This window comes from Allobosea sp. Root381 (genome assembly GCF_001429395.1).
Taxonomy (GTDB): Bacteria; Pseudomonadota; Alphaproteobacteria; order Rhizobiales; family Beijerinckiaceae; genus Allobosea.
On record NZ_LMJT01000023.1, the window covers coordinates 148,193 to 171,880 of the forward strand.

The following is a 23,688-nucleotide window of genomic DNA, read 5'->3' on the forward strand; positions in this document are numbered from 1 at the left end:
GGATTCCCCGATGGCTGTTCAGCGTACCTTCTCCATTCTCAAGCCCGACGCGACGCGGCGCAATCTCACCGGCGCGGTCAACGCGGTCATCGAGAAGGCGGGCCTTCGCATCGTCGCGCAGAAGCGCATCCAGATGACCAAGGGCCAGGCCGAGACCTTCTATGCGGTCCACTCGGCGCGTCCCTTCTTCGGCGAACTCGTCGAGTTCATGACCTCCGGCCCGGTCGTGGTCCAGGTTCTCGAGGGCGAGGACGGCATCGCGAAGTATCGCGACGTGATGGGCGCCACCAACCCGGCCAACGCCGCCGAGGGCACTATCCGCAAGCTGTTCGCCGAGTCGGTCGGCGAGAACACCGTGCATGGCTCGGATGCGCCGGAGACGGCTGCCGTCGAGATCGCCCAGTTCTTCGCGGGCAACGAGATCGTCGGCTGATTTCAGCCGGTCGCTGAAAATCAGAAAGGCGGGCCGGTTTCCGGCCCGCCTTTTTTGTTTCGGATCTCCAATGAAGGCCGGGGCCAGCCCGGCCTTCATTGGCCGCTTCAGAGACCGCCCAGGGAATAATTCGACCCGGTATCGAAGGAGTAGCTCGCGGAGAGGCCGATCGTGACCGAATTGCGCGAACCGTACGGCCTGACGATCGGCGAGCGCGTGGCGTCGCCGATGAGACGCTTGTACTCGACATAGGCCGTCGTCTTGAGATTTTCGGACCAGTGATAGGTCAGCTGCCCCAGCGCGCCGACCGAATGCACGCCGGTATTGAAGCGCTGCAGCAGGCCGCCCGTGCCGGGCTGGGCGCCGGTGGTTCCGAAATAGGTGCGGACATAGTCGGCCGAGGCGATCCGCATGCGCGGGCCGGCGCCGATGGTCCAGGCGCCGATATTGGAGAAGGCGTCGAGCTTGAAATCGGCGACGACGCCGTCATGAGCGACGACGCCGCGGCGCACGTCGGCGCGGGCACGCAACCACGAGGTCGGATAGAATTCGACGAAGCCGCCGGCCTCGGCGCCGAACTTGGTCGCGGGCACCGCGACCAGCGCCGGATTAACCGAGGCGCTGCGCTTCCAGAGCAGGTCGCCCGAGAAGCCGATCCGCCAGCCCTGGCCGGAGAAGACGCCGATGCTCAGCATCGCATCGTCCTCGGCGGCCCACCAGGTGCTCTTCAAGCCCCGGCCCAGCGAAATGATCGGCCTCGCACGGAATACGTAGTCGTCCGAGCCGGTATAGTCGGGCTGATGACGAACTCCGGCACCGAGCGTAAGGTACCAGTTCTGGGCCGATTGCGGGGAGGTGAGGGTGGTGTAGTCGGGTGATTGAGCCAGAGCCCGATCAGGCGACGACAATACAAGGCAGGCGCCGAGGCCTGCCAGGAACGCTACGCTACGCATCAACTCAAACTCCGGCGCAGACGCGCCTTTCACGACATGGTCCAGGCAAAGTGAAGCATTAGGATTAACCGGAAGTTGATGATCGGAGAGCGGTACGGGCAGTGTCGGGCCGCCAGCTTGAAATGCGGGCCGGACGGGAACGCATTCCCCTTTGTTGAGCCATGCATTACGACGAGATCATGACCGAGCTGCCGCGCATCGCCCATTTGCCCTCCACCTGCCCGCATGACTGCCCTTCGGCCTGTTCGCTGGAGGTCGAGGTCATCGACGGGAGCAGCATCGGCCGCGTCCGCGGCAGCAAGCGCCAGAGCTACACGGATGGCGTGATCTGCGCAAAGGTCGCCCGCTACGCCGAGCGCATCCACCATCCGGATCGCCTGCTGCATCCGTTGCGGCGCACGGGTGAGAAGGGTTCCGGGACGTTCGAGCGCATCTCCTGGGACGAGGCGCTTGACGAGATCGGCCGGCGCTTCCTGGCGATCGAGGCCGAGCACGGCGCGGACGCCGTCTGGCCCTATTACTACGCCGGCACGATGGGGCTGGTGATGCGCGACGGCATCAACCGCCTGCGCCATGCCAAGCGCTATTCCGGGCAGTATTCGACGATCTGCACCACGACGGCGTGGACGGGCTTCATCGCCGGAACCGGGCGCCTTGCAGGGCCGGACCCGCGCGAGATGGCGAAGTCCGACTGCATCGTGATCTGGGGCACCAATCCGGTGCATACCCAAGTCAACGTCATGCACCACGCGATCAAAGCGCGGAAGACGCGAGGCGCCAAGATCGTCGCGATCGACATCTACCATAATGCGACGCTGGCCCAGGCCGACCTGCCGCTGGTGCTGCGCCCGGGCACCGATGCCGCGCTCGCCTGCGCCGTGATGCATGTGCTCTTCCGCGACGGCCATGCGGACCGCGCCTATCTGGCCGCGCATACCGACGCGCCGGACGAGCTGGAGGCGCATCTGCAGAGCCGGACGCCGGAATGGGCGGCGGCCATCACCGGGCTGGAGGCCGCGCAGATCGAGGAATTCGCCGCGCTCGTCGGCACCCGCAAGAACAGCTTTTTCCGCCTGGGCTACGGCTTCGCACGCCAGCGCAACGGGGCGGTTTCGATGCATGCGGCGCTCTGCGTCCCGACCGTTACGGGCGCCTGGCAATATGAGGGCGGCGGCGCCTTCCACAGCAACAGCGGCATCTACAAATGGCGCAAGAGCCTGATCGAGGGGCTCGACGTCATGGATCGTTCCGTGCGCGAACTCGACCAGTCGCAGATCGGCCGGGTGCTGACCGGCGATGCCGAGGCGCTGCGCCAGGGCGGGCCGGTAAGGGCGCTGTTCATCCAGAATACCAACCCGGTCTCGGTCGCGCCCGAGCAGGAGCTGGTCAAGCAGGGTTTCGCCCGCGAGGACCTCTTCACCGTCGTGCACGAGCAGTTCATGACCGAGACGGCGAAGATGGCCGACGTCGTGCTGCCCGCCACCCAGTTCATGGAGCACGACGACATCTACCAGGGCGGCGGCCACCAGCACATCATGTGGGGCGGCAAGCTGATCGAGCCGGCCGGCGAATGCCGCTCGAACCATGACGTCATCTGCGCGCTGGCTCAGCGGCTCGGCGCCGAGCATCGCGGCTTCGCGATGACGCCGCGCGAGCTCGTCGACTGGACGATGCGGGAAAGCGGGCATGGCAGCCTCGACGATCTCCTCGCCAATGATTTCATCGACGTGCAGCCGGATTTTCGCACGGCGCATTACCTTGACGGTTTCGGTTATCGCGACCGCAAGTTCCGCTTCAAGCCGGACTGGCCGAAGGTTCCGAACGCCAATGCCGGGCGCGTCGGCCCCTGGCAGGAGATGCCGGCGCTGCCCGATTATTGGGACGTGCTCGACAATGTCGACGACGAACACCCGTTCCGGCTGGCGACGAGCCCGGCCCGCAGTTTCCTGAACTCGACCTTCACCGAGACGCCGGGCTCGGTGAAGAAGGAGCGCGGCCCGACGCTGATGCTTCACCCGGGCGATGCGGAGCGCCTCGGCGTCGCTGCGGGCGACGAGGTCGTGGTCGGCAACCGGCGCGGCAGCGTCCATCTCGAGGCTGTGCTGTTCGATGGCCTCGTGCGAGGCGTGGTCATCGCCGAATCGATCTGGCCGAACGCCGCCCACAAGCATGGCCGCGGCATCAACACCCTGACCGGAGCGGACGCGCCCGCACCCTTCGGCGGTGCCGCCTTCCACGACAACAAAGTCTGGATCAGGAAGGCGTGATCGCCCGATGGCTTGACCTTTGCACGGGGCTATGGCCTTCCCAAGCGGGAGCGCGCCCTGCGCTTAAAGGCGATCCTTCGAGGACTGGCAGGACAATGATGATGCGGCGGATTGGTGCGGTTGTTCTGGCCGGCGGATTGTCGGTCCTGGCCATGGTGTCGGCCCATGCCGCGAGCGGAGGCAGCGCCCTGCCGCCGCCCGATCCGACCGCAAAGAACCTGACGCCCTACATGATCCAGCTGCGCGCCTTCGACGCCTGCCTGGTGACGCAGGCGCGCCTTCTGGGCACCACGCGTGAAGCTGTCCACACCCCGTGCAGCTGCTACGCCAAGGGCACGGTCAACGCGATGACCAAGGACGAGATCCAGGCCTTCCGCGACACCGGCTATTTCAATGATTCGGCGCGCGAGAAGGGCCTCGGCTTCATCGACCGCTGCAAGCTCAAGCGGCCGATCTGACGGCTCCGGCCTCAGGGAAGAAGCGTTCCCGCATCCGCGCCGCATAGGCGACGAGGGCGGGGCGCTTTTCGATCTCCCCGCGTAGCGGCGAGGCGAAGAGCGGGCAAAGCCCGGCGATCATGAAGGCGCCCAGCGCCGCATCGCCGCCTGCCGGCTCGTCGCCGCCGAGATAGGTCCGCGTGCCGAGGATGCCGCTGGCGGCGTCGAGCGCGCGCCCGGCGAGTATCAGCATCTCCGCTCGGCTGTGCCGGCCGATGCCGTGGGCATGCATGTTCCGGCGGACGTGCCGCCGCACCATGGCGCCGACGAGCGGCCGAAGCGGCGCCGGCACTGCCTTGAAGAAATGCGCCGGGCCTCGCGCGAAGTTCGCGTCGTCGAGCCAGCGTTCATCGACGACGATCCAGTAAAGCTGCTCCTCCAGCATCTTCTCGAGCGCCCAGAGCGCGCCGCGCCGCTCGTCGTCGAGCCCCCTGTCGAAATCGATGCCGTGGCGGCTTTCGAGATGGAAGCGGATGAAGCTCGAATCGGCGACCGTGACGCCGTCGTCGACGATCAGCGGCAGCTTGCGCTTGGGCGCGCGCCTGAGGTTACCCGCCTTGCGCTGGAAGGGCAGGCCGGAGAGCTGCAGCAGGATGTCGGCCTTGAGGCAGAATGGGCTCGGGTCAGGCAGGCCGAAGGCGGGGCCGAAACCGTAAAGCGTGATCATGCGAACCTCCCGCTACGTCAGTGGATGGCCATCCTACTGACACGATCCTGACAAAACCTGACAGCACGGCTAGAACATTCTGCGTACGGAAACGCCACTGGAGAGGACAGTCGCCATGCAGCGCGCCGAACGATTGCTCGACATGATCCAGAGCCTGCGGCGTCGGCGCCGGCCGGTCACGGCAGAGACGTTGGCCGCCGAGCTCGACGTTTCCGTCCGCACCGTCTACCGCGACATCGCGACGCTCGTCAGGCAGGGCGTGCCGGTGCGCGGCGAGGCCGGTATAGGCTATGTGCTGGACGCCGGCTTCGACCTGCCGCCGCTGATGCTGTCGCCAGACGAGATCGAGGCCGTGCTGGTCGGCATGCGCTGGCTCGGCGAGCGCGCCGATCCCGTTCTCGCCAGGGCGGCCGAGGATGTCGTCAGCAAGGTGGCGGCGGTGCTGCCGGCGCATCTGCGGCCGATCCTTCTCGACGGCGCCCTGTTCGCGCCGGCGTATGGTCGCGACGTTCCGGTCGATCAGGTCGATGTTGCCGCTGTGCGCGCCGCCATCCGCCAGGGGCGCAAGCTCGAGGTGCGCTACCGCGACGAGACCGGCCAGGACACGCAGCGCATGATCTGGCCGATCGGCATGACGTTCTACGAGCGGGTCCGCATCGTCATCGCCTGGTGCGAGCTGCGTCAGGCCTTCCGCCATTTCCGCACCGACCGCATCACCGACCTCGTCGCGCGCGACGAGCGTTACCCGGCGAGGCGGGCCGATCTCTTCCGGCGCTGGCAGAAGGAAGACGAAGAGCGCTGCCGGCAGGAGAGCGAGCGGAGGGACGAGACTCAGCGCCTAGTGACGGCGCCGTCGATCAGCGCGACGCGCCCGGCTGCGACCTCGGCTAGCGCGCGCGGATAGAGCAGGTGCTCCTGCACGAGGACGCGCGCGGCCAGCGCGTCCTCGTCGTCGCCCGGCAGCACTGGCACTTTCGCTTGCATGATCACCGGCCCGGCATCGAGCTCGGGCACGACGAAATGCACGCTGCAGCCATGCTCGGCGACGCCGGCCTCTAGCGCTTGGCGATGGGTATGCGTGCCCTTGAACAGCGGCAGCAGCGAGGGATGGATATTGATCAGCCGGCCTTCCCAGCGCCGCACGAACCACGGCGTCATGATCCGCATGAAGCCGGCCAGCACCACGAGATCGATCTGGTTGACGCGCAGGACCTCGTCCATGGCTCGCTCGAAGGCCTCGCGATCCTTGTTGAAGGCGCGGTGAGCGACCGTCGCGGTCGCGATGCCGAAGGCGGCAGCACGCTCGAGCCCGCCGGCACCCGGCACGTTCGAGAGCACCAGGGCGATCTCCGCGGGATAGCCTTCGGCCCGCGCCGCCTCGACCAGCGAGACCATGTTGGAGCCGCGGCCCGAGATCAGGATCCCGACGCGCGGGCGCGATTTGGGCGCCGTCACAGCGCGAGCTTGCCCCGGTAGGAGACCTGCTCCTCGCCTTCCGCCACGGGCACGATCTCGCCGAGGCGCACCGGCTGCTCGCCGGCGGCCTGCAGCGCCGCCTCGACCTCGGCGGCCTTGGCGGCCTCCGCCGTGACGATCATGCCGATGCCGCAGTTGAAGGTGCGCAGCATCTCGCGCTCGGCGACGCCGCCGACCTGGGCGAGCCAGCCGAAGACGGGCGGGACGGGAATGGCGGGCAGGTCGAGCGCGACGCCGAGACCGTCAGGTAGGACGCGCGGGATGTTGTCTGGAAAGCCGCCGCCGGTGATATGGGCCAGCGCCTTGATGCCGTCGGTCGCCTTCAGCGCCTGCAGCAGCGGCTTCACATAGATCCGCGTCGGCACCAGCAGAGCCTCGGCGAGGCTCGTGCCGGACGCGAAGGGGGCGGGTGCGTCCCAGCCGAGGCCGCTCAGCGCGACGATGCGCCGGACCAGCGAATAGCCGTTGGAATGGACGCCGGAGGAGGGCAGGCCGAAGACGACGTCGCCGGGCACGAGATCGGCGCGCGGCAGCAGCGCGCCGCGCTCGGCCGCGCCGACCGCGAAGCCGGCAAGATCGTAATCCTTCTCTGCATACATGCCGGGCATCTCGGCGGTCTCGCCGCCGATCAACGCGCAGCCGGCCTGACGGCAGCCATCGGCGATGCCGCGCACAATCTCGACGCCGACCTTCGGATCGAGCTTGCCGGTGGCGTAGTAGTCGAGGAAGAGCAGCGGCTCGGCGCCCTGCACGATCAGGTCATTGACGCACATGGCGACGAGATCGATGCCGATGGTCGAATGCAGACCGCTCTCGATCGCGATCTTGACCTTGGTGCCGACGCCGTCATTGGCCGCGACCAGGATCGGGTCGCTGAAGCCGGCCGCCTTGAGGTCGAACAGGCCGCCGAAACCGCCGATTTCCGCATCCGCACCCGGCCGGCGCGTCGCCCGCACCAGCGGCTTGATGGCATCGACCATTGCGTTGCCGGCGTCGATGTCGACACCCGCCTGCGCATAGGTCAGTCCGTTCGCGCCCGGCTTGCTCATCTGGTTTTCGCCTTCAGTTCCGTTCGCGCGAGCGATAGGGAAGCAGGCGTCGCCTTGCAAGATATCTTGGCGGCTGCGCCCGGGAAAGCGTCGGAAAACCGCCTGTGATGCGTCCCGGAAGGGCTTTAAGATATCCGCCGGCCTTCATCCCGAGGAGCCGCGTAGCGGCGTCTCGAAGGATGAGGGCTCCAAGGGGCTCAGTTCACCGCGGCAAGCTTGCCGCCGGCGCGCAGGAAGCGGGTCGGATCGATCGGCTCGTCGTTGATCCGGGTCTCGTAATGGAGATGCGGACCGGTCGAGCGGCCGGTGCTGCCGACGCGGCCGATCACGGTCCCGGTCGTCACCGTCTGGCCGTTCGAGGCCAGGATCGCCGACATATGCGCGTAGCGCGTGGTGATGCCGTTGGCATGTTCGATCTCGACCATGTTGCCGTAGCCGCCCGAATACTCCGCGGTGATCACCTTGCCAGGAGCGGTGGCACGGATCGGCGAGCCGGTCTCTGCGCGGAAATCGACGCCGGTATGCATTGCCGGGCCGCGGGTGAAGGGGTCGACGCGATAGCCGTAGTTCGAGCTGAAATCGACGTCTCCCGACATCGGCTTGGCGAGCGGCAGCTGCTCGGCGACGCCGCGCAATTTGAGAACCGCGGCGATGCGCGGCTGGAGCGCGCTCAGAGTCGCCTCGAAGGGGCCGGCGGAAGCATCGATCTTGAAGGGAACGAAGGGGCCGCCGACCCCTTTGGCGATGCCGCTCTGGGCGGCGAGGCGGTCTGGATCGAGGCCGGTCTCGGAGAGCGCACCACGCAGGCGCTTTTGCGATTCGGCGAGCGTCTCGTCCATTTCCTTCAGCAAAGCGAGCTGGGCGCTGGAGGACTTGTCGATGGCCTTGTCGAGACGGGTGAGGGCTGAATCGACACGCTTCGCCGGCGGCTTGATCTCGACCTCGCCCGACTGCCAGGGCGTATTGCTGTTTGCGTTGGCGCCGCGCAGCACCGGCGAATCCGGGCTGGGGGTCGGCTTGGTCGGCATGATCGGCGCGAAGCTGGTGACGCCGGAGGCGCGGATCGCCTCTTCCGGCTTGATGGCGCGTGGGCGCAGCGGCGGCTTCGGGACGGTAGCAAGGCCGCCAGCCTGCAGCGTGTCCGCCAGCGCCGTGACCAGGGATTGCCGCGATTCGAGCTCCGCCTGCCGCATCGCCAGCTCGTCGACCCTTGCCTCGACGCCGTCCTGGTCGAGCAGGGCGCGGCTGGCGAGGCGGTCGACATCGGCGCGCAGCGACGCGATGCGATCCTCATAGGCGTATTGGCGGGAGGTCTCGCGAGCGATCAGGCGGGCCGCGAGGTCGTCCTTGCTCAGGACGTACCAGCCCGCCGCGCCGCTGCCCGCCGTCGTCAGGGCGAGCCAGGCCAGGCCGGCCAGAAGAGTCGAGCGGCGAACCGTATAGGTTTTGTGCGTGATGAGCCCGGAAACGGGGAGGGCTGGACCAGTCGAGGCTGAGTGAGTCATGGACGCAAGGCCGGAGTTACGCTGCCGATCCTGCCATTAGGCGCCGTTAAGGTTAATCTTTCGCAAAACAGGAGCGAGTGCCGTCAGAGCGCCTGCGCCGCCGCCAGCACCTCCTCGGCATGGCCGGCGACCTTGACCTTGCGCCAGATGCGCACGATCCGCCCGTCGCGGTCGATCAGGAAGGTGGTGCGCTCGACGCCCATATAGGTGCGGCCATACATGCTCTTCTCGACCCAGACGCCATAGGCCTGCAGCGTTTCCTGCCTATCGTCCGCGAGCAGCGGCAGCTCGAGCTCGTGCTTGGCTTTGAACTTGTCGTGCCGCTTCGCCGGATCGGGCGAGATGCCGAGCAGGGCGGTGTCCGCGGCGGCGAATTCCTGTCGCAGGCCGTTGAAGGCGATCGCCTCCTGCGTGCAGCCCGGCGTGTCGTCCTTGGGGTAGGCGAAGAGCACGAGCTTGCGGCCCTTGAACTCGGCCAGCGACAACATGCCGCCGCCGTCGCGCCCAAGCGAAAAGCCGGGAGCCTGATCGCCTTCCTGCAAAGCCATTGATTCGCCTTCCTTTCGTCGCGTTCACCCTGCATGGGCCAGCTCGGTTTCGCAGGCTATGCTAGAATGCGGCACGCGGCTGGCGAAAGCCGCGGCTTGCCGAATCGGTCAGCCTGGCGGCATCGACGTTTCATCATATACGGCGGGGCTGCGGCAATGGCCGCTTCCCGGCGTCATCCGCCTCGCAACGGACGTTCGCCTCGAGAGGATCGACAAGGCCTTGCTGGAGCAGGACGCGAACAGGCCTGACGCCGCTTCCACTGCGGCCGCGACGCCCGTCCGGGCGGATTGCGACGTGGCCGCGGTCACGCGCCGGGCCAAGGCCGGCCTCGTCACCATCGCCGTTGCCGTGGTCGTCGCCCTGATCACGCTGGCGGGCTCGGCCGCGATGCTGCTGGTCACCGGCATGGTGCCGCTGTCCGGGCTCGAGGGCCGCATCGCCGACGCGATCGAGGAGCGCCTCGGGCAGGACTGGAGCGTCGAGGCCGCCGCCGCCGAGCTCGGCCGCATCGACGGTCATGCGCAGCTGCGCGTGCGGCAGGTCGCCTTCCGGCACAAGAGCGGGGCCGCCATCCGCGCTCCGGAGGCGATTCTCGGTTATGAGCCGATGGCGCTGCTGCGCGGCGAGATTCGGCTGACCTCGGTCGATCTGCGCGGCGTCAATGTGCGCCTCGGCGTCAACAAGGACGGCGCCCTGATCGTCAATGCCGATTCCGCCCCGGTCGAAGCGGTATCGCCGCCGGTACTGCCGGATACGGCCCAGTGGAACGCCTTCACAGGCGTCATGGCGGCCGTCTCGATCCTCGGCCAGGGCGACGGCCTGCTCGGCGCGCTCGAGACCGCCGGCATGCACGGCGCCCGCCTCACCCTGGTCGATCCGGACGGCCGCCAGAAGGCCGGCTTCGAGGATGTCGAGATCCGGCTTGCCCGTGGCGGCGACCGGGGCACGCGGCTTACGGTGAAAGGGCGTACCGGCCAGCGCTGGAAGGAATTCGCCATCGACCTCAAGAACGATCCCGACGGCACCCGGCGTGCGGAGATCGATATCGTCAGGTTCGAGCCGGCCGAGGTGCTCGCGTTGGCCATGGGCACGGGCGGTATCGCCGTCGAGCGGCTGCCGGTGCGCGGCAGGGCCAGCCTGAGCCAGTCTCCGGACGGCCAGAAGGCGATCTCGGCCCGGATCGAGGTGCTACCCGGGACCGTGCGCTTCCCCGACGGCCCGATGCCGCCGCTGACCGTCGAGGCCGGGCATGTCGAGCTCGCGAGCAGTGGCGATCTCTCGACCATCGAGATCAAATCGGTCGCGCTAGATGCCGGCGCGACGCAGCTCGCGGGTACTGGCAGCGTGCAGGCCGAGGACGGCGCCTGGCGCAGCCGTTTCCAGCTCACCGGCCAGCTCGCCGGGGTGGACTCCGATCCGCCGGTGCCGGTCGATGCGATCAGGGGTGATCTGCGTATCGACCCGCGCACCAGCGAGGTCCGGATCGACGCCCTGTCGGTGCAGGGGCCGAGCATCCAGGCCGAAGGCAGCGGCCTCATCCAGCAGGTCGGCGGCTCCCCCTTGCAGCGCTTCTCGATCCTGGCGACCGATTCCGATCCGCGGGCGGCGCTGGCGGTCTGGCCTCGCTGGACCTCGCCGGACGTGCACGGCACGCTCTCGCGCCAACTTCTCTCCGGCCATGTCGCCTCGCTGCGCGTCGACATGGACCTGCCGCCAGAGGATCATGCCCGGCTGCTGAAGGGCGCCGGCATCCCCGACAATGCGCTCTCGGTCGTCATCGATGCCTCTCAGGTGCGCTTCCAGCCGGGTCCCGGGCTGCCGCCGCTGGTCAACGCCACCGTCACCGGCAGGACGACGGGGCGCAGCGTCAGGCTCGCCATCCCGCAGGCCACTGCCGAACTCGGGGACGGCAGGCAGCTGCAGGTCAGCGAGGGCAGCTTCGAGATCGCCGAGACCTGGGGCAAGCGCACGCCGGCGCGCGCTGCCTTCCGTTCGAGCGGCTCGATGGAAGCTCTCGCCGCCCTGTTCGCCTTCCCGGCCCTGAAGGAGTTCGCGCCAGCTTCCCTAGATCCGACCGGGCTGCGCGGCACAAGCGACCTGAAGAGCGTCGTCGATCTCGCTCTGGTCGATGATCCGCGGCCCGGCGAGATCACCGTCGCCAGCAGCGGAACGCTTTCCGGCGTCGGCTCCGACACGCTGCTCGGCACCGAGAAGCTCGACGGTGGCAACCTGACGGTCAATTTCGACCGCAACGGCCTGCTCGTCCGTGGCGAGGCGCGCGTCGGCGGCGACAAGGCGCAGGTCGAGATCAAGCAGGATGCGCGTGGCAAGGGGGAGGCGACCTTATCGCTGACTCTCGACAATGCGGCGCGTCAGAAGCGTGGGCTCGGGCCGGAAGCCGGCATTAGCGGCCCCGTTCAGGTCAGGGTCGTCAAGGCGCTCGGTCGCGGCGTGGACGCTCCGCCTCGTGTCGAGGGCGATCTGACAAAGGCGGCGCTCGATGGCGCCATTCCCGGGCTCAGCAAGCCGGCGGGGCGGGCGGCGAAGCTCAGCTTCAGCTATGTCGCCGATCCGGAAGGGCCTAATCTCGAAGACTTCCTGTTCGAATCCAATCCCATGCTGATCCGCGGCACGGTCGAGCTCAACCGGCAGAACGGCTTCGAGAGCGCGAGCCTGTCGCAACTGCGTCTCTCCGCCGGCGACAACCTCAAGGTCGAGGCCACGCGCGACGGCAGCGTCACCAAGCTGGTCGTCCGCGGCGCGGTCGCCGATGTCAGGCCCTTCATCCGGGACCTCCAGTCCGCATCGGGCCCACCGGCGCGGGGCGACAAGCAGGCCGGACGGGGCGGCGACGTGGATGTCGATCTCGATGTGCCGATCCTGACCGGCTTCAACAACGAGGCGATCACCAACGCCACGCTCAAGCTCTCCAAGCGCGGCGGTGATCTGCGCAGTATCGCCTTCCAGGGGCGCATCGGGCGGGCGGACGTGACGGCGAAGCAGGCGAGGCAGGGCGACGGCGGCGGACCGATCATCGTCCAGTCCGAGAACGGCGGCTCGCTCCTGCGCTTCGTCGATCTCTATCGTCGCGCCTATGGCGGCGACCTCTTCCTGAATCTCGGCCCCGGCGATGTCCGGCAGAGCGGCGAATTGCTGTTCCGCAACTTCGTCGTCCGTGACGAGCCGGCGCTGCGCCGCGTCGTCGGGGACCAGGCGGGGCTGGCCGCGGACCGTGCCGACAACACGTCCCCGCCGGTGAAGATCAATGTCAGCGAGGTGCCTTTCACCAAGCTGCGGGCCGAGTTCACCCGCTCGGCGAGCCGCCTCGACATCTCCGACATGGTGATCTGGGGCCAGCAGGTCGGCTTCACTCTGCAGGGCAATGTCGATTACGGCCGAGACCGGGTCGATATCGCGGGCACCTTCGTGCCGGGCTACGCCTTCAACAACGCCTTCGCGCAGGTGCCCGTGGTCGGCGCGCTGCTCGGCGGCGGCAGCCAGTATGGCGGGCTCTTCGCCGTGAATTTCCGGATCGCGGGGTCGGCGAGCGCACCGACCATGTCGATCAACCCGCTCTCGGCGATCGCGCCGGGCATCCTGCGCCGCTTCGTCGATCCGATGGGCGGTACGCCGGCACAGCAGCCGATGCGCCCCGCCCAACCGGTGCCGCAGCGCTGAGAAGACCCCTGCACCTGACGGGGCGGGGTGGGCTCGTTCCGGGACGGGCGCCGCGGCCGCCTATTCCGGCCGCAGCAGGATGTGCTTCTTCTTGCCGAAGGAGAGCTTGACGACGCCGTCCCCGGACAAGTCCGCGGCGGAGAGCGCCGCCCGTTCATCGGTGACCACGGCGTCGTTGACGCGCAGGCCGCCGGCCTTGACCTGGCGCCTCGCCTCGCCGGTGGAGGGCACCAGCCCGGCCTTGACGAAGGCGGTCAGCACGCCAAACCCCGCCTCGTACTCTGTGCGCGGGATCGAGATGCTCGGCAGATCGGCGGCAAGCGCGCCTTCCTCGAAGGTCTTGCGCGCGGTCTCGGCAGCGGCCTCGGCAGCCTCTCTGCCGTGCAGCAGGGCCGTCACCTCGGTGGCCAGCACCTTCTTGGCCTCGTTGATCTCGGCGCCGCCCAGCGTTTCCAGCCGCGCGATCTCGGCCAGCGGCAGCTTGGTGAAGAGCTTGAGGAAGCGGCCGACATCGGCATCCTCGGTGTTGCGCCAGTACTGCCAGAACTCGAACACCGGCAGCAGCTCGGAATCGAGCCAGACGGCGCCGAAAGCGGTCTTGCCCATCTTGGCGCCCGACGCCGTGGTCAGCAGCGGCGAAGTCAACGCGAAGAGCTGAACGTCGGACATGCGGTGGCCGAGATCGATGCCGTTGACGATGTTGCCCCACTGGTCGGAGCCGCCCATCTGCAGGATGCAGCCGGTGCGCTTGTTCAGCTCGACGAAGTCGTAGGCCTGCAGGATCATGTAGTTGAATTCGAGGAAGGACAGCGACTGCTCGCGGTCGAGCCGCGTCTTCACGCTGTCGAAGGACAGCATGCGGTTGACCGAGAAGTGCCGGCCGACATCGCGCAGGAACTCGAGGTAATTCAGCCCGAGCAGCCAGTCGGCGTTGTTCATCATCGTCGCCGCACCGTCGAAGTCGAGGTAGCGCGAGAACACCCGGCGGATGCCCTGGAGGTTGTCCTCGATCGTCTCGGGCGTGAGGAGCTTGCGCGCCTCGTCCTTGAAGGAGGGGTCACCCACCATGGTGGTGCCGCCGCCCATCAGCGCGATCGGCCTGTGGCCGGTCTCCTGCATCCAGTGCAGCATCATGATCTGCATGAGATGCCCAACATGCAGCGAGACGGCCGTCGCATCATAGCCGATATAGGCCGTGATCGGACCTTTGACCGCGGCGGCGTCGAGCCCCTCCGGGTCGGAGATCTGGTGGACGAAGCCGCGCTCGGAGAGGGTGCGCAGGAAGTCGGACTTGAAATGGGTCATGGCGGAGCGATCTGGATTTTGTCGGTTCGCCGTCGTCTAGAACATGTTCCGCCAAAGTGGAAACCGGCATTGTGCCGAGAATGGCATCGTCCGGCGGTTTCGAGCCGCGGTCATGGCCGGTCTACAGGCCGGGGCGGCTCAGCCAGAGCCTGCCCGGCGCGCGCGGGTCCGGCTCCTCGACCATGTCGCGATGGAGGCCGAGATCCCGCAAGGCTTGGTCATCGAGGTCGGCGATCTCTTGCTGATCCTGCAACGCGGCCCGGCGTTGCCAGAAGCGGCGCCAGCGCCGGGCAAGCCGCGTCATCGAGACCTCTCCGTCGCCAACACGGTCGTCGGCCGCCGTCGCTGAGATGCATGCCATGGTCTGTTCCTCGGGAGGCGGGCAAGAGCGCCCGCTCTGTCGAGGTGGAATCTGGCCGAGGCGACGCGCTGCCGCAAAGCGGAAGATTGCTGTCTGCCATTAAGACAGCTTATGCTTCGGCATGGCCGTCACGCCCTCGCCGTTGAAGTTGCCCCCTCTCGCGGCCGTCCGGGTCTTCGAGGCGGCGGCGCGACATCAGAACTTCACCCGCGCCGCCGAGGAACTCGGTATGACCCAGGCCGCGGTGAGCTACCAGATCAGGCTGCTTGAGGACCGGGTGGGTGCCGCCCTGTTCGTGCGTCAGCCGCGGCAGGTCGTGCTGACGCCGCTGGGGCACCGCCTGGCGGGGCCGGTTGCGAGGGCGCTCGGTGACATCGGCACGGTGTTTCGCGAGATATGCGAGGATAACCAGGCGACGCTGACGATCTCGGCCCTGCAGACCATGGCGATCACCTGGCTGTCGCCGCGCCTCGCACAGTTCCAGATCGAGAACCCGCAATTCGACGTCCGTGTCCGGACATCCCAGCACCTGGTCGATTTTGGCACGGAGGCCGTCGACCTCGCACTGCGCTACGGGCCGGGCGGTTGGCCGGGCGTGGCGTCCGACAAGCTTTTCGAATGCCATTACGCGCCGCTATGCGCGCCGGAGCTGCGCGAGCGGCTGCAATTGCGCGAGCCCGCCGACCTGTTGCGAGCGCCGCTCCTCAGCCCGGGTGATACGAGCTGGCGGGTCTGGTTCGCCGATGTCGGCATCGATTCCTGGAAGGCAGCAGGTCGGGCAATGACCCTGGAAATGCAGGCGATGAACATTCAGGCGGCGCTGCGCGGTCACGGCGTCGCCATGGCTGTGCCGGAGCTCTTCGCCTACGACATCGCCGCCGGCAGGCTCGTCTTCGCGGTCGAGCATGCCGTCCGCGACGACTGGGCCTACTGGGTCGTCTACCCGCCGACGCGCCAGCGCGAGCGCAAGATCAGGCTGTTTCGCGACTGGATCCTGGGCGAAGCGAAGGCGGCGAGCATGATGCTGCCCATGATTGCGGGAAGCCGGGGCCTGACGGTCCCGGCCTCCTGAATTTAGCGCTCAGGCGCTTTCCTGCTCGCTCTTGATGATCTCCGGTCCGACCATACGGTCGAGATAGGTGCCAACCTGCTCCATCAGCACATCGACCTTGCCGTCGAAGAAGTGGTTGGCGCCTTCGACCACCGTGTGCTCGATCTGGATGCCCTTCTGGGTCTTCACCTTCTCGATCACCGCCATGACCTCCTTGACCGGCGCGACACGGTCTTCCGAGCCGTGCACGAACAGGCCGGAGGAGGGGCAGGGTGCCAGGAAGGAGAAGTCGTAGCGGTTCGCCATCGCCGCGATCGACATGAAGCCCTCGATCTCGGGGCGGCGCATCAGGAGCTGCATGCCGATCCAGGCGCCGAAGGAGACGCCGGAAATCCAGCAGCTCTTGGCTTCCGGGTTCAGTGCCTGCATCCAGTCGAGCGCGGCCGCGGCATCCGAGAGCTCGCCCGCGCCATGGTCGAACTGGCCCTGGCTGCGGCCGACGCCGCGGAAGTTGAAGCGCAGCGCCGAGAAGCCGCGATTCACGAAGGTGTAGAACAGGTTGTAGACGATCTGGTTGTTCATCGTCCCGCCGAATTGCGGGTGCGGGTGCAGGATGATCGCGAGAGGTGCGCCGCGCTTCTTGGCGGGCTGGTAGCGGCCCTCGATCCGGCCGGCCGGTCCGTTGAAAATAACCTCGGGCATCGTCTTGTCGCCTTTTGTTGGGTCGGAGCCATCGAAAGCCGGCCGAAAGGCAGGAAACAGCCTGCCTAATCGCCCGATCACCCTTGACGGCTCCGCCGGTCGCGCCCTACATCAAGCGCTTAGAATGGTTCTAACGGCCGTGAACAAGGCGGGAACGTGTAGTGGGTGCCGATCGTCAGGCGCCGCATTCGTTCCCGGCCCCGGCCGGTTTGGACGGGCGGCTATAGCACGGCGCAGGGGTGCGAATTCAAGCATTTCGTGCCTGCCGCCTTCCAGGGTGCAACAAGGGAGCAATCGGGATCGTGACAGTGTCCGCCCGCGCTTATCTCGACCATAACGCCACCACCCCGGCGCGTCCCGAGGTGGTCGAGGCGATGGTGCGCGCGCTGGCGATGCCGGGCAATCCCTCCTCCGTCCATGCTGAAGGCCGGGCGGCGCGCGCCGCGCTCGAACGGGCACGCGGGCAGGTGGCGGCGCTCGTGGGCGCCAAAGCGACGAACGTCGTCTTCACCAGCGGCGGCACCGAGGCCAACGCGACGATCCTCGCGCCCGGATTGATGGATTGCGACGGTGGCCGCGATTGCGTGCGCATCCCGGCGACGCTTCTGCTGCATGGCGCGACCGAGCATCCTTGCGTGCGCGACGGGCACCGCTTCCGGGTCGATGCGGCCGAGGCGGTTCCCGTCGATGCGAGCGGCCTTGCCGATCTGGGCTGGCTGTCCGCACGGCTCGAGCGCTTTGCGGCGGAGAATCCCGGCGCACGGGCGCTTGTCTCGCTGCATCTCGCCAACAACGAGACCGGCGTGATCCAGCCGATCGCCGAGGCTGCAGCGATCACGCGGCGCTTCGGAGCGCTGCTGCATAGCGACGCCGTGCAGGCAGCCGGCAAGATCGCGGTCGACATCGAGGCGCTGGGCGTCGATGTGCTGACGCTGTCCGCCCACAAGCTCGGCGGGCCGAAGGGAGTCGGCGCCATCGTCTTCCGCACCGGAGCCCTCGAACTCGCCGACAAACCGTTGCGCGGCGGCGGGCAGGAGCGCGGCTGGCGCTCCGGGACCGAGAATGTGGCGGGCATCGTAGGCTTCGGCGCGGCGGCGGAAATCGCCTTGACTGCGCTTGTGGGCGAGGGCGCGCGCCTGTCTGCTCTGCGCAACCGGCTCGAGGACGGCCTGCTCGCGCTCTCCCCGGAAAGCTCGATCTTCGGCCGCGCCGCGCCGCGGCTGCCGAATACCAGTGCCTTCGCCACGCCCGGCCTGATGGCAGAGACAACGCTGATCAAGCTCGATCTGGCGGGCGTCGCGCTCTCGTCGGGCTCGGCCTGCTCGTCGGGCAAGGTCCGGCGCTCGCATGTGTTGACCGCCATGGGCGTCGACCCTGCCATGAGCACAGGGGCCTTGCGGGCATCCCTCGGATGGACCACCTCCGGGGCTGAGATCGACCATTTCCTCGCGGCCTACGCGAAAGCGCTGACCGCGCAATCCGATCGGAGCGCCCGGGCGGCCGCCTGAAGCGTTTCCGCACTACGAAGACCAGACCGGCGGGCCTTGAACCCGCGACAGGAGATAGACATGGCAGCGGTCCAGGAGACCATCGATCAGGTCAAGTCGATCGACGTGACCGAGTACAAATACGGCTTCGTCACGGAGCTGGAGGTCGAAAAGCCCGCCAAGGGCCTGACCGAGGATACGGTTCGCTACATCTCGGCGCGCAAGAACGAGCCGGAATGGATGCTTGAATGGCGCCTCGACGCCTTCCGCCGCTGGAAGACCATGACCGAGCCGGCCTGGTCGCGCGTGCAATACCCGCCGATCGACTATCAGGACCTGTATTACTACGCCGCGCCGAAGAAGGGCGCCTCGCCGAAGTCGCTCGACGAGGTCGATCCGGCGATCCTGGAGACCTACAAGAAGCTCGGCATTCCGCTGAGCGAGCAGGAAATCCTGGCCGGCGTCGCGCCGGAGAACCGCGTCGCGGTCGATGCGGTGTTCGACTCGGTCTCGGTCGTCACCACCTTCAAGAAGGAGCTGGCGCAGGCCGGCGTGATCTTCTGCTCGATCTCTGAGGCGATCCAGGAGCATCCCGAGCTGGTGAAGAAGTACCTCGCCACCGTCGTGCCGGTGACCGACAACTACTTCGCCACGCTGAACAGCGCCGTCTTCACCGATGGTTCCTTCGTCTACATCCCCAAGGGCGTACGCTGCCCGATGGAGCTGTCGACCTATTTCCGCATCAACGAGCAGAACACCGGCCAGTTCGAGCGCACGCTGATCATCGCCGAGGAGGGCTCCTATGTGAGCTATCTCGAAGGCTGCACGGCGCCGAAGCGCGACGAGAACCAGCTTCATGCGGCGGTCGTCGAGCTGATCGCGCTCGACGATGCCGAGATCAAATACTCGACCGTGCAGAACTGGTTCCCCGGCGACGCCGAGGGCAAGGGCGGCATCTACAACTTCGTCACCAAGCGCGGCGACTGCCGCGGCAAGCGTTCGAAGATCTCCTGGACGCAGGTCGAGACCGGCTCGGCGATCACCTGGAAGTACCCGTCCTGCATCCTGCGCGGCGACGGCTCACGCGGCGAGTTCTACTCGATCGCGGTGTCGAACGGCGCCCAGCAGGTCGATTCCGGCACGAAGATGATCCATCTGGGCAAGAACACGACCTCGAAGATCATCGCCAAGGGCATCGCGGCCGGCAAATCGGACTCGACCTATCGCGGCATGGTCTCGGCGCATCGCAAGGCGACCGGCGCGCGCAACTTCACCAACTGCGATTCGCTGCTGATCGGCGACCAATGCGGCGCGCACACCATTCCCTATATCGAGGCCAAGACGGCGACCGCGATCTTCGAGCATGAGGCCACCACCTCGAAGATCGGCGAGGACCAGATGTTCTACTGCCAGCAGCGCGGGCTTTCCGAGGAGGAGGCGGTGGCGCTGATCGTCAACGGCTTCGTCAAGGAGGTGCTGCAGCAGCTCCCGATGGAGTTCGCCGTCGAGGCGCAGAAGCTGATCACGATCTCGCTCGAGGGTTCCGTGGGCTAGCTCCACGTCATGGTCGGGCTTGTACCGACCATCCACGCCTTTCTTTCTCACGTTCAAGTCGTGGATGCTCGGCAGGGCCGAGCATGACGCGGCGGAAATCCGGACCGGAAACAATGCTCGAAATTCGCAACCTCGTCGTCAAGATCGCCGACGAAGACAAGCAGATCCTCAACGGCCTGAACCTCACCGTCAATGACGGCGAGGTCGCCGCCATCATGGGGCCGAACGGCTCCGGCAAGTCGACGCTCTCCTATGTCATCGCCGGCAAGGAGGACTACGAGGTCCTCGACGGCGAGATCCTGCTCAATGGCGAGAACGTGCTGGAGATGGAGGCCGATGCCCGCGCCGCCGCCGGCATCTTCCTCGCCTTCCAGTATCCGCTGGAGATTCCCGGCGTCGCCACCATGACCTTCCTGAAGGCGGCGATGAACGCCCAGCGCAAGGCGCGCGGCGAGGACGAGCTTCTGACGCCGGACTTCATCAAGCGCGTGAACGCGGCGGCCGATGCGCTGAGCATCGACAAGGCGATGCTGCGGCGTCCGCTCAATGTCGGCTTCTCTGGCGGCGAGAAGAAGCGCATGGAAATCCTTCAGATGGCGCTGCTTTCGCCCTCCATGTGCATCCTCGACGAGACCGATTCCGGCCTCGACATCGACGCGCTGCGCATCGTCGCCGAGGGCGTCAATGCGCTGCGCGACAAGAGCCGCGGCTTCCTTGTCATCACCCACTATCAGCGCCTGCTCGACCATATCGTGCCGGACACGGTCCACGTCATGTCGAAGGGCAAGATCGTGAAGACCGGCGGCAAGGAGCTGGCGCTCGAGCTCGAGAAGAGCGGCTACGCGTCCTATGGGGAGGCGGCCTGATGTCCGTCATCACCCCGCTCAAGACGGCCGCCGAACAGGCGCTGAGCGCCCAGTTTGCTGCCGCCAAGGCCGAGCTGCCGGGCGCGCTGACGGTGCGCAAGCTGCGTGAGGACGCCTTCGCCGGCTTCGAGGCGAAGGGCCTGCCGCATCGCCGGCTGGAGACCTGGCGCTATACCGACCTGCGCTCGCTGCTGCGCGAGGCCGCCCCGCTTGCCGGCGCGGCCGCCGTGACGACTGGCGTGCACGGGAGGCTGGCCGCGCTGAAGCTGGACGGCGCGCGCCTCGTCCTGATCGATGGCGTGTTCGTGCCTGAACTCTCGACGCTCGAAGGCCTGCCGGAAGGCCTCGAAGTCCATAGCCTCGCCGATGCGCTGGTGTCGGGCCGCGAGGACATCGCCCGCGTGCTTTCGGGGCCGGGCGTCGCGTCTGACGATTCGGGCCTGATGCTGAACACGGCGCTCATGCGTGACGGCGTGTTCATCGAGATCGCGGCGGGCATCGAGCTCGCCCAGCCGGTCGCCATCGTCTCGCTGGCTTCGGGCGATGCCGAGCGCGCTATCTTCCATCGCTCCGTCGTGCTGGCGGGCGAGGGCGTCAAGGCGACGATCGTCGAGATCAGCGAAGGCGCAGGTCGCGCGGCCTCGCAGATCAACGGCGCCATCGTCTTCGAGACCGGCGACGAGAGCGATGTCCAGCATGTCCGGCTGGTCACGCGTCACGTACCGGAGACCGTGCAGGTGCAGAGCCTGCTCGCGACGGTCGGCGCGCAGGCCAAGTTCGAGTCCTTCGCGCTGGTCTGCAATGCCGGCACGCTACGTCAGCAGTATTTCGTCCGCTATGCCGGCGAACACACCGAGATCGGCCTGCGCGGCGTCAATCTGCTCGGCGGCACCGAGCATTCCGACGTGACGCTGGTGATGGACCATGAGGTGCCCAACGGCACGAGCCGCGAGATGTTCAAGTCGATCATCGGCGGAGAAGGCACCGGCGTCTTCCAAGGCAAGGTCATCGTGCGCCAGCATGCGCAGAAGACCGATGGCAGCATGAAGAGCAACGCGCTGCTGCTCAACGACGGCGCGACCATGTTCAACAAGCCGGAACTCGAGATTTTCGCCGACGACGTCGTCTGCGGCCATGGCGCGACCGTCGCCCAGATCGACGGCGAGCAGCTCTTCTACCTGATGGCGCGCGGCTTGCCGCGTGCGCAGGCCGAGGCGCTGGTGCTGCAGGCCTTCGCCGGCGAGGCGGTCGAATTCGTGCAGGATGAGGCGCTGCGCGACCTCGTCATGGCCGAGGTCGAAGCGTGGCTCGGTGCTCGTGAAGCGTCCTCCGTGGTGAGTGCCGTCTGATGCCTTACGTCAATCTCCAGATCACCAAGGGCGCGACCCGCGAGCAGAAGGCGGAAATCGTCAAGGATTTCACGCAGACGCTGGTGCGGGTGCTCGGCAAGAACCCACAGAACACCCATATCGTGATCCAGGAGATCGAGCGCGAGGATTGGGGCCATGGCGGCGAGCTCGTCGCCGACAAGGCACCGAGCCCTCCCGGAAAGGCCTGATCCATGAACGCGCTGGCGAAGCCCTACGACGTCTCCTTGATCCGCAAGGATTTCCCGATCCTGTCGCGGGAGGTCTACGGCAAGCCGCTGGTCTATCTCGACAACGCAGCCTCCGCCCAGAAGCCGGAGGCCGTCATCGAGGCAATGACGACGCTGATGCGCGAGAACTACTCCAACGTCCATCGCGGCCTGCACTACCTCGCCAACGCTTCGACCGAAGCCTATGAGGCGGCTCGCGAAAGCGCGCGGCGCTTCCTCAATGCGGCGCATCTGGAAGAGATCGTCTTCACGCGCTCGTCGACGGGTGGCTTGAACACGGTCGCATCGTCGCTCGGCCGGCATCTGAATATCGGTGAGGGCGACGAGATCATCCTCTCGATCCTGGAGCACCACTCCAACATCGTGCCCTGGCACTATTGGCGCGAGCGCCATGGCGCCGTCATCAAATGGGCGCCGGTGGACGAGGATGGCAATTTCCTGATCGAGGACTTTGAGAAGCTGATCACGCCGCGGACCAAGGTGGTCTCGCTGACGCATATGTCGAACGCGATCGGCACCATCATCCCGATCGCCGGGGTCGCTGCGATCTGCCGCGCGCAAGGCATCCCGCTCGTCGTCGACGGCAGCCAGGGCGCGGTGCACCTGCCGGTAGACGTGCAGGCGCTGGGCTGCGACTTCTACGCCTTCACCGGCCACAAGACCTATGGGCCAACAGGCTCCGGAATCCTCTGGGGCCGCAAGGAGTGGCTCGACAAGCTGCCGCCCTACGAAGGCGGCGGCGAGATGATCGTGACCGTCACCGAAGACACCGTCACCTACAACGATCCGCCGCACCGCTTCGAATCCGGCACGCCGGCGATCGTCGAGGCCGTGGGGTTGGGTGCTGCGCTCGACTACATGATGGCGCTGGGCCGCGAGAACATCGCCGCCCATGAGGCCAGGCTCGGCGCCTATGCGATGGAGCGCCTCGGCGAGATGAATTCCATCCGCATCTTCGGCAAGGCGAGGGACAAGGGAGCCATCGTCGCCTTCGAGATGAAGGGGGCCCATGCCCATGACGTCGCGACGGTGATCGACCGCGCCGGTGTCGCAGTCCGTGCCGGCACCCATTGCGCCATGCCGCTTTTGGCACGATATGGGGTGACGTCGACCTGCCGGGCCTCGTTTGGCCTCTACAATACGCTGGAAGAGGTCGATCGGCTTGTCGAAGCCTTGCGCAAGGCCGAGAGCCTGTTCGCCTGAGTAGGATTGCAAAGCCATGACCGACACCGTTGCCGACGACCTGAAGCCCAACGCCCCGTCCATGGGCGCTGGCGCTGGCCTTCCTCCGGAGGAGATCGACCGCCTGACCGACGACATCGTCGCAGCGCTGAAGACGGTCTACGACCCGGAGATTCCGTCGGACATCTATGAGCTCGGGCTGATCTACCGCGTCGACATCGCCGATGACCGGCAGGTCACGATCGACATGACCCTGACGGCGCCGGGCTGCCCGGTCGCGGGCGAGATGCCGGGCTGGGTCGAGAATGCGGTCGGCACCGTTGCGGGTGTTGCGTCCGTCACCGTCAACATGACCTTCGACCCGCCCTGGGACCAATCGCGCATGTCCGACGAGGCCCGCGTCGCGCTCGACATGTGGTAAGCAAGGCTGGGCGTTTCGACGCCCCTTTCGCGTCGCAATGACGGGTTGTCTTGCCGATCATCTGCGCTGATCGATCGCATCTGCGAGC

22 protein-coding genes are annotated in these 23,688 nt (G+C 67.0%); 13 read left to right on the top strand and 9 right to left on the bottom strand.

From position 1 onward, the window contains the following. The first annotated feature begins 10 nt into the window (after positions 1-10). The gene (gene ndk / locus ASE63_RS17885) at positions 11-433 is read left to right on the top strand and encodes a nucleoside-diphosphate kinase (protein ID WP_056804223.1); all 423 of its coding nucleotides are present in this window, start codon (positions 11-13) and stop codon (positions 431-433) included. 107 nt (positions 434-540) lie between these two features. Here the strand turns inward: ndk and ASE63_RS17890 are convergent, their stop codons facing one another. Then, the gene (locus ASE63_RS17890; protein ID WP_082610071.1) at positions 541-1,386 is read right to left on the bottom strand and encodes a MipA/OmpV family protein; all 846 of its coding nucleotides are present in this window, start codon (positions 1,384-1,386) and stop codon (positions 541-543) included. Between the two features lie 179 nt (positions 1,387-1,565). On the opposite strand from ASE63_RS17890, the gene ASE63_RS17895 reads away from it, so the two are divergent. Together ASE63_RS17895 and ASE63_RS17900 are read left to right on the top strand one after the other, a co-directional pair. Continuing rightward, positions 1,566-3,653: a molybdopterin oxidoreductase family protein gene (locus ASE63_RS17895; RefSeq protein ID WP_056804568.1), complete on the top strand. Its 2,088-nt coding sequence runs from the start codon at positions 1,566-1,568 to the stop codon at positions 3,651-3,653. 101 nt (positions 3,654-3,754) lie between these two features. Beyond that, positions 3,755-4,111, top strand: a complete 357-nt coding sequence (locus ASE63_RS17900; protein WP_156410446.1) for a hypothetical protein — start codon at positions 3,755-3,757, stop codon at positions 4,109-4,111. On the opposite strand, the gene ASE63_RS17905 is transcribed toward ASE63_RS17900, so the two are convergent. Continuing rightward, positions 4,095-4,817: a glutathione S-transferase family protein gene (locus tag ASE63_RS17905; RefSeq protein ID WP_056804234.1), complete on the bottom strand. Its 723-nt coding sequence runs from the start codon at positions 4,815-4,817 to the stop codon at positions 4,095-4,097. The genes ASE63_RS17900 and ASE63_RS17905 overlap by 17 nt on opposite strands. Before the next feature lie 115 nt (positions 4,818-4,932). Between ASE63_RS17905 and ASE63_RS17910 the strand changes: the two genes are divergently transcribed. Next, entirely contained in the window at positions 4,933-5,721 is a 789-nt protein-coding gene (locus ASE63_RS17910; protein ID WP_082610072.1) for a YafY family protein, read from the top strand. Here ASE63_RS17910 and purN read toward each other — a convergent pair. The 4 genes from purN to ASE63_RS17930 form a co-directional block, all read right to left on the bottom strand. Next, positions 5,649-6,272 carry a phosphoribosylglycinamide formyltransferase gene (gene purN, locus ASE63_RS17915; protein WP_082610073.1) on the bottom strand — a complete coding sequence of 208 codons (624 nt, stop codon included), beginning with the start codon at positions 6,270-6,272 and terminating at the stop codon, positions 5,649-5,651. The two genes, ASE63_RS17910 and purN, sit on opposite strands and share 73 nt — an antisense overlap. Continuing rightward, complete coding sequence (gene purM, locus ASE63_RS17920) at positions 6,269-7,342, bottom strand: phosphoribosylformylglycinamidine cyclo-ligase (protein WP_056804236.1); 1,074 nt, start codon at positions 7,340-7,342, stop codon at positions 6,269-6,271. The genes purN and purM overlap by 4 nt, the downstream gene beginning before the upstream one ends. A 197-nt stretch (positions 7,343-7,539) precedes the next feature. Next, positions 7,540-8,847, bottom strand: coding sequence for a M23 family metallopeptidase (locus ASE63_RS17925; RefSeq protein WP_056804240.1), 1,308 nt, complete (start codon positions 8,845-8,847; stop codon positions 7,540-7,542). A gap of 83 nt (positions 8,848-8,930) precedes the next feature. Continuing rightward, complete coding sequence (locus ASE63_RS17930) at positions 8,931-9,395, bottom strand: peroxiredoxin (protein WP_056804243.1); 465 nt, start codon at positions 9,393-9,395, stop codon at positions 8,931-8,933. Between the two features lie 295 nt (positions 9,396-9,690). Here ASE63_RS17930 and ASE63_RS17935 point away from each other — a divergent pair, with 295 nt between their 5' ends. Continuing rightward, on the top strand, positions 9,691-13,074 hold the full coding sequence (locus ASE63_RS17935) for a hypothetical protein (protein ID WP_156410447.1): 3,384 nt from the start codon (positions 9,691-9,693) through the stop codon (positions 13,072-13,074). 60 nt (positions 13,075-13,134) lie between these two features. Here ASE63_RS17935 and tyrS read toward each other — a convergent pair whose 3' ends face one another. Further along, the gene (gene tyrS, locus ASE63_RS17940) at positions 13,135-14,379 is read right to left on the bottom strand and encodes a tyrosine--tRNA ligase (RefSeq protein ID WP_056804249.1); all 1,245 of its coding nucleotides are present in this window, start codon (positions 14,377-14,379) and stop codon (positions 13,135-13,137) included. 121 nt (positions 14,380-14,500) lie between these two features. After that, complete coding sequence (locus ASE63_RS17945) at positions 14,501-14,683, bottom strand: hypothetical protein (RefSeq protein WP_156410448.1); 183 nt, start codon at positions 14,681-14,683, stop codon at positions 14,501-14,503. A gap of 178 nt (positions 14,684-14,861) precedes the next feature. Here ASE63_RS17945 and gcvA point away from each other — a divergent pair, with 178 nt between their 5' ends. Beyond that, positions 14,862-15,812, top strand: a complete 951-nt coding sequence (gene gcvA / locus ASE63_RS17950) for a transcriptional regulator GcvA (RefSeq protein WP_082610074.1) — start codon at positions 14,862-14,864, stop codon at positions 15,810-15,812. A 9-nt stretch (positions 15,813-15,821) separates the two neighbouring features. Here gcvA and ASE63_RS17955 read toward each other — a convergent pair whose 3' ends face one another. Then, positions 15,822-16,493 carry an alpha/beta hydrolase gene (locus ASE63_RS17955; RefSeq protein ID WP_056804255.1) on the bottom strand — a complete coding sequence of 224 codons (672 nt, stop codon included), beginning with the start codon at positions 16,491-16,493 and terminating at the stop codon, positions 15,822-15,824. Positions 16,494-16,795: 302 nt separating this feature from the next. Here ASE63_RS17955 and ASE63_RS17960 point away from each other — a divergent pair, with 302 nt between their 5' ends. From ASE63_RS17960 to ASE63_RS17990, 7 genes are all read left to right on the top strand, one after another. Next, the gene (locus tag ASE63_RS17960; RefSeq protein ID WP_056804258.1) at positions 16,796-18,001 is read left to right on the top strand and encodes a cysteine desulfurase family protein; all 1,206 of its coding nucleotides are present in this window, start codon (positions 16,796-16,798) and stop codon (positions 17,999-18,001) included. A gap of 60 nt (positions 18,002-18,061) precedes the next feature. Continuing rightward, on the top strand, positions 18,062-19,534 hold the full coding sequence (gene sufB / locus ASE63_RS17965) for a Fe-S cluster assembly protein SufB (RefSeq protein WP_056804261.1): 1,473 nt from the start codon (positions 18,062-18,064) through the stop codon (positions 19,532-19,534). 113 nt (positions 19,535-19,647) lie between these two features. Next, the gene (gene sufC, locus ASE63_RS17970; protein WP_056804264.1) at positions 19,648-20,400 is read left to right on the top strand and encodes a Fe-S cluster assembly ATPase SufC; all 753 of its coding nucleotides are present in this window, start codon (positions 19,648-19,650) and stop codon (positions 20,398-20,400) included. Continuing rightward, a complete protein-coding gene (locus ASE63_RS17975) occupies positions 20,400-21,749 on the top strand; it encodes a SufD family Fe-S cluster assembly protein (RefSeq protein ID WP_056804267.1) in 1,350 nt (449 codons plus the stop codon). The genes sufC and ASE63_RS17975 overlap by 1 nt, the downstream gene beginning before the upstream one ends. Continuing rightward, positions 21,749-21,958 (top strand): 4-oxalocrotonate tautomerase family protein, encoded by a 210-nt coding sequence (locus ASE63_RS17980; protein ID WP_056804271.1) that lies wholly within the window; start codon positions 21,749-21,751, stop codon positions 21,956-21,958. Before ASE63_RS17975 ends, ASE63_RS17980 begins: the two co-directional genes overlap by 1 nt. A 3-nt stretch (positions 21,959-21,961) precedes the next feature. After that, a complete protein-coding gene (locus ASE63_RS17985) occupies positions 21,962-23,200 on the top strand; it encodes a cysteine desulfurase (protein ID WP_056804274.1) in 1,239 nt (412 codons plus the stop codon). Positions 23,201-23,216: 16 nt separating this feature from the next. Then, positions 23,217-23,600, top strand: coding sequence for an SUF system Fe-S cluster assembly protein (locus ASE63_RS17990; protein WP_056804277.1), 384 nt, complete (start codon positions 23,217-23,219; stop codon positions 23,598-23,600). Positions 23,601-23,688: the final 88 nt, after the last annotated feature.

Coding starts and splice junctions, on each gene's coding strand:
- ndk (WP_056804223.1), top strand. CDS start 11: ATGGCTGTTCAGCGTACCTTCTCCATTCTCAAGCCCGACGCGACGCGG.
- ASE63_RS17890 (WP_082610071.1), bottom strand. CDS start 1,386: ATGCGTAGCGTAGCGTTCCTGGCAGGCCTCGGCGCCTGCCTTGTATTG.
- ASE63_RS17895 (WP_056804568.1), top strand. CDS start 1,566: ATGACCGAGCTGCCGCGCATCGCCCATTTGCCCTCCACCTGCCCGCAT.
- ASE63_RS17900 (WP_156410446.1), top strand. CDS start 3,755: ATGCGGCGGATTGGTGCGGTTGTTCTGGCCGGCGGATTGTCGGTCCTG.
- ASE63_RS17905 (WP_056804234.1), bottom strand. CDS start 4,817: ATGATCACGCTTTACGGTTTCGGCCCCGCCTTCGGCCTGCCTGACCCG.
- ASE63_RS17910 (WP_082610072.1), top strand. CDS start 4,933: ATGCAGCGCGCCGAACGATTGCTCGACATGATCCAGAGCCTGCGGCGT.
- purM (WP_056804236.1), bottom strand. CDS start 7,342: ATGAGCAAGCCGGGCGCGAACGGACTGACCTATGCGCAGGCGGGTGTC.
- ASE63_RS17925 (WP_056804240.1), bottom strand. CDS start 8,847: ATGACTCACTCAGCCTCGACTGGTCCAGCCCTCCCCGTTTCCGGGCTC.
- ASE63_RS17930 (WP_056804243.1), bottom strand. CDS start 9,395: ATGGCTTTGCAGGAAGGCGATCAGGCTCCCGGCTTTTCGCTTGGGCGC.
- tyrS (WP_056804249.1), bottom strand. CDS start 14,379: ATGACCCATTTCAAGTCCGACTTCCTGCGCACCCTCTCCGAGCGCGGC.
- ASE63_RS17945 (WP_156410448.1), bottom strand. CDS start 14,683: ATGACGCGGCTTGCCCGGCGCTGGCGCCGCTTCTGGCAACGCCGGGCC.
- gcvA (WP_082610074.1), top strand. CDS start 14,862: ATGGCCGTCACGCCCTCGCCGTTGAAGTTGCCCCCTCTCGCGGCCGTC.
- ASE63_RS17955 (WP_056804255.1), bottom strand. CDS start 16,493: ATGCCCGAGGTTATTTTCAACGGACCGGCCGGCCGGATCGAGGGCCGC.
- sufB (WP_056804261.1), top strand. CDS start 18,062: ATGGCAGCGGTCCAGGAGACCATCGATCAGGTCAAGTCGATCGACGTG.
- sufC (WP_056804264.1), top strand. CDS start 19,648: ATGCTCGAAATTCGCAACCTCGTCGTCAAGATCGCCGACGAAGACAAG.
- ASE63_RS17975 (WP_056804267.1), top strand. CDS start 20,400: ATGTCCGTCATCACCCCGCTCAAGACGGCCGCCGAACAGGCGCTGAGC.
- ASE63_RS17980 (WP_056804271.1), top strand. CDS start 21,749: ATGCCTTACGTCAATCTCCAGATCACCAAGGGCGCGACCCGCGAGCAG.
- ASE63_RS17985 (WP_056804274.1), top strand. CDS start 21,962: ATGAACGCGCTGGCGAAGCCCTACGACGTCTCCTTGATCCGCAAGGAT.
- ASE63_RS17990 (WP_056804277.1), top strand. CDS start 23,217: ATGACCGACACCGTTGCCGACGACCTGAAGCCCAACGCCCCGTCCATG.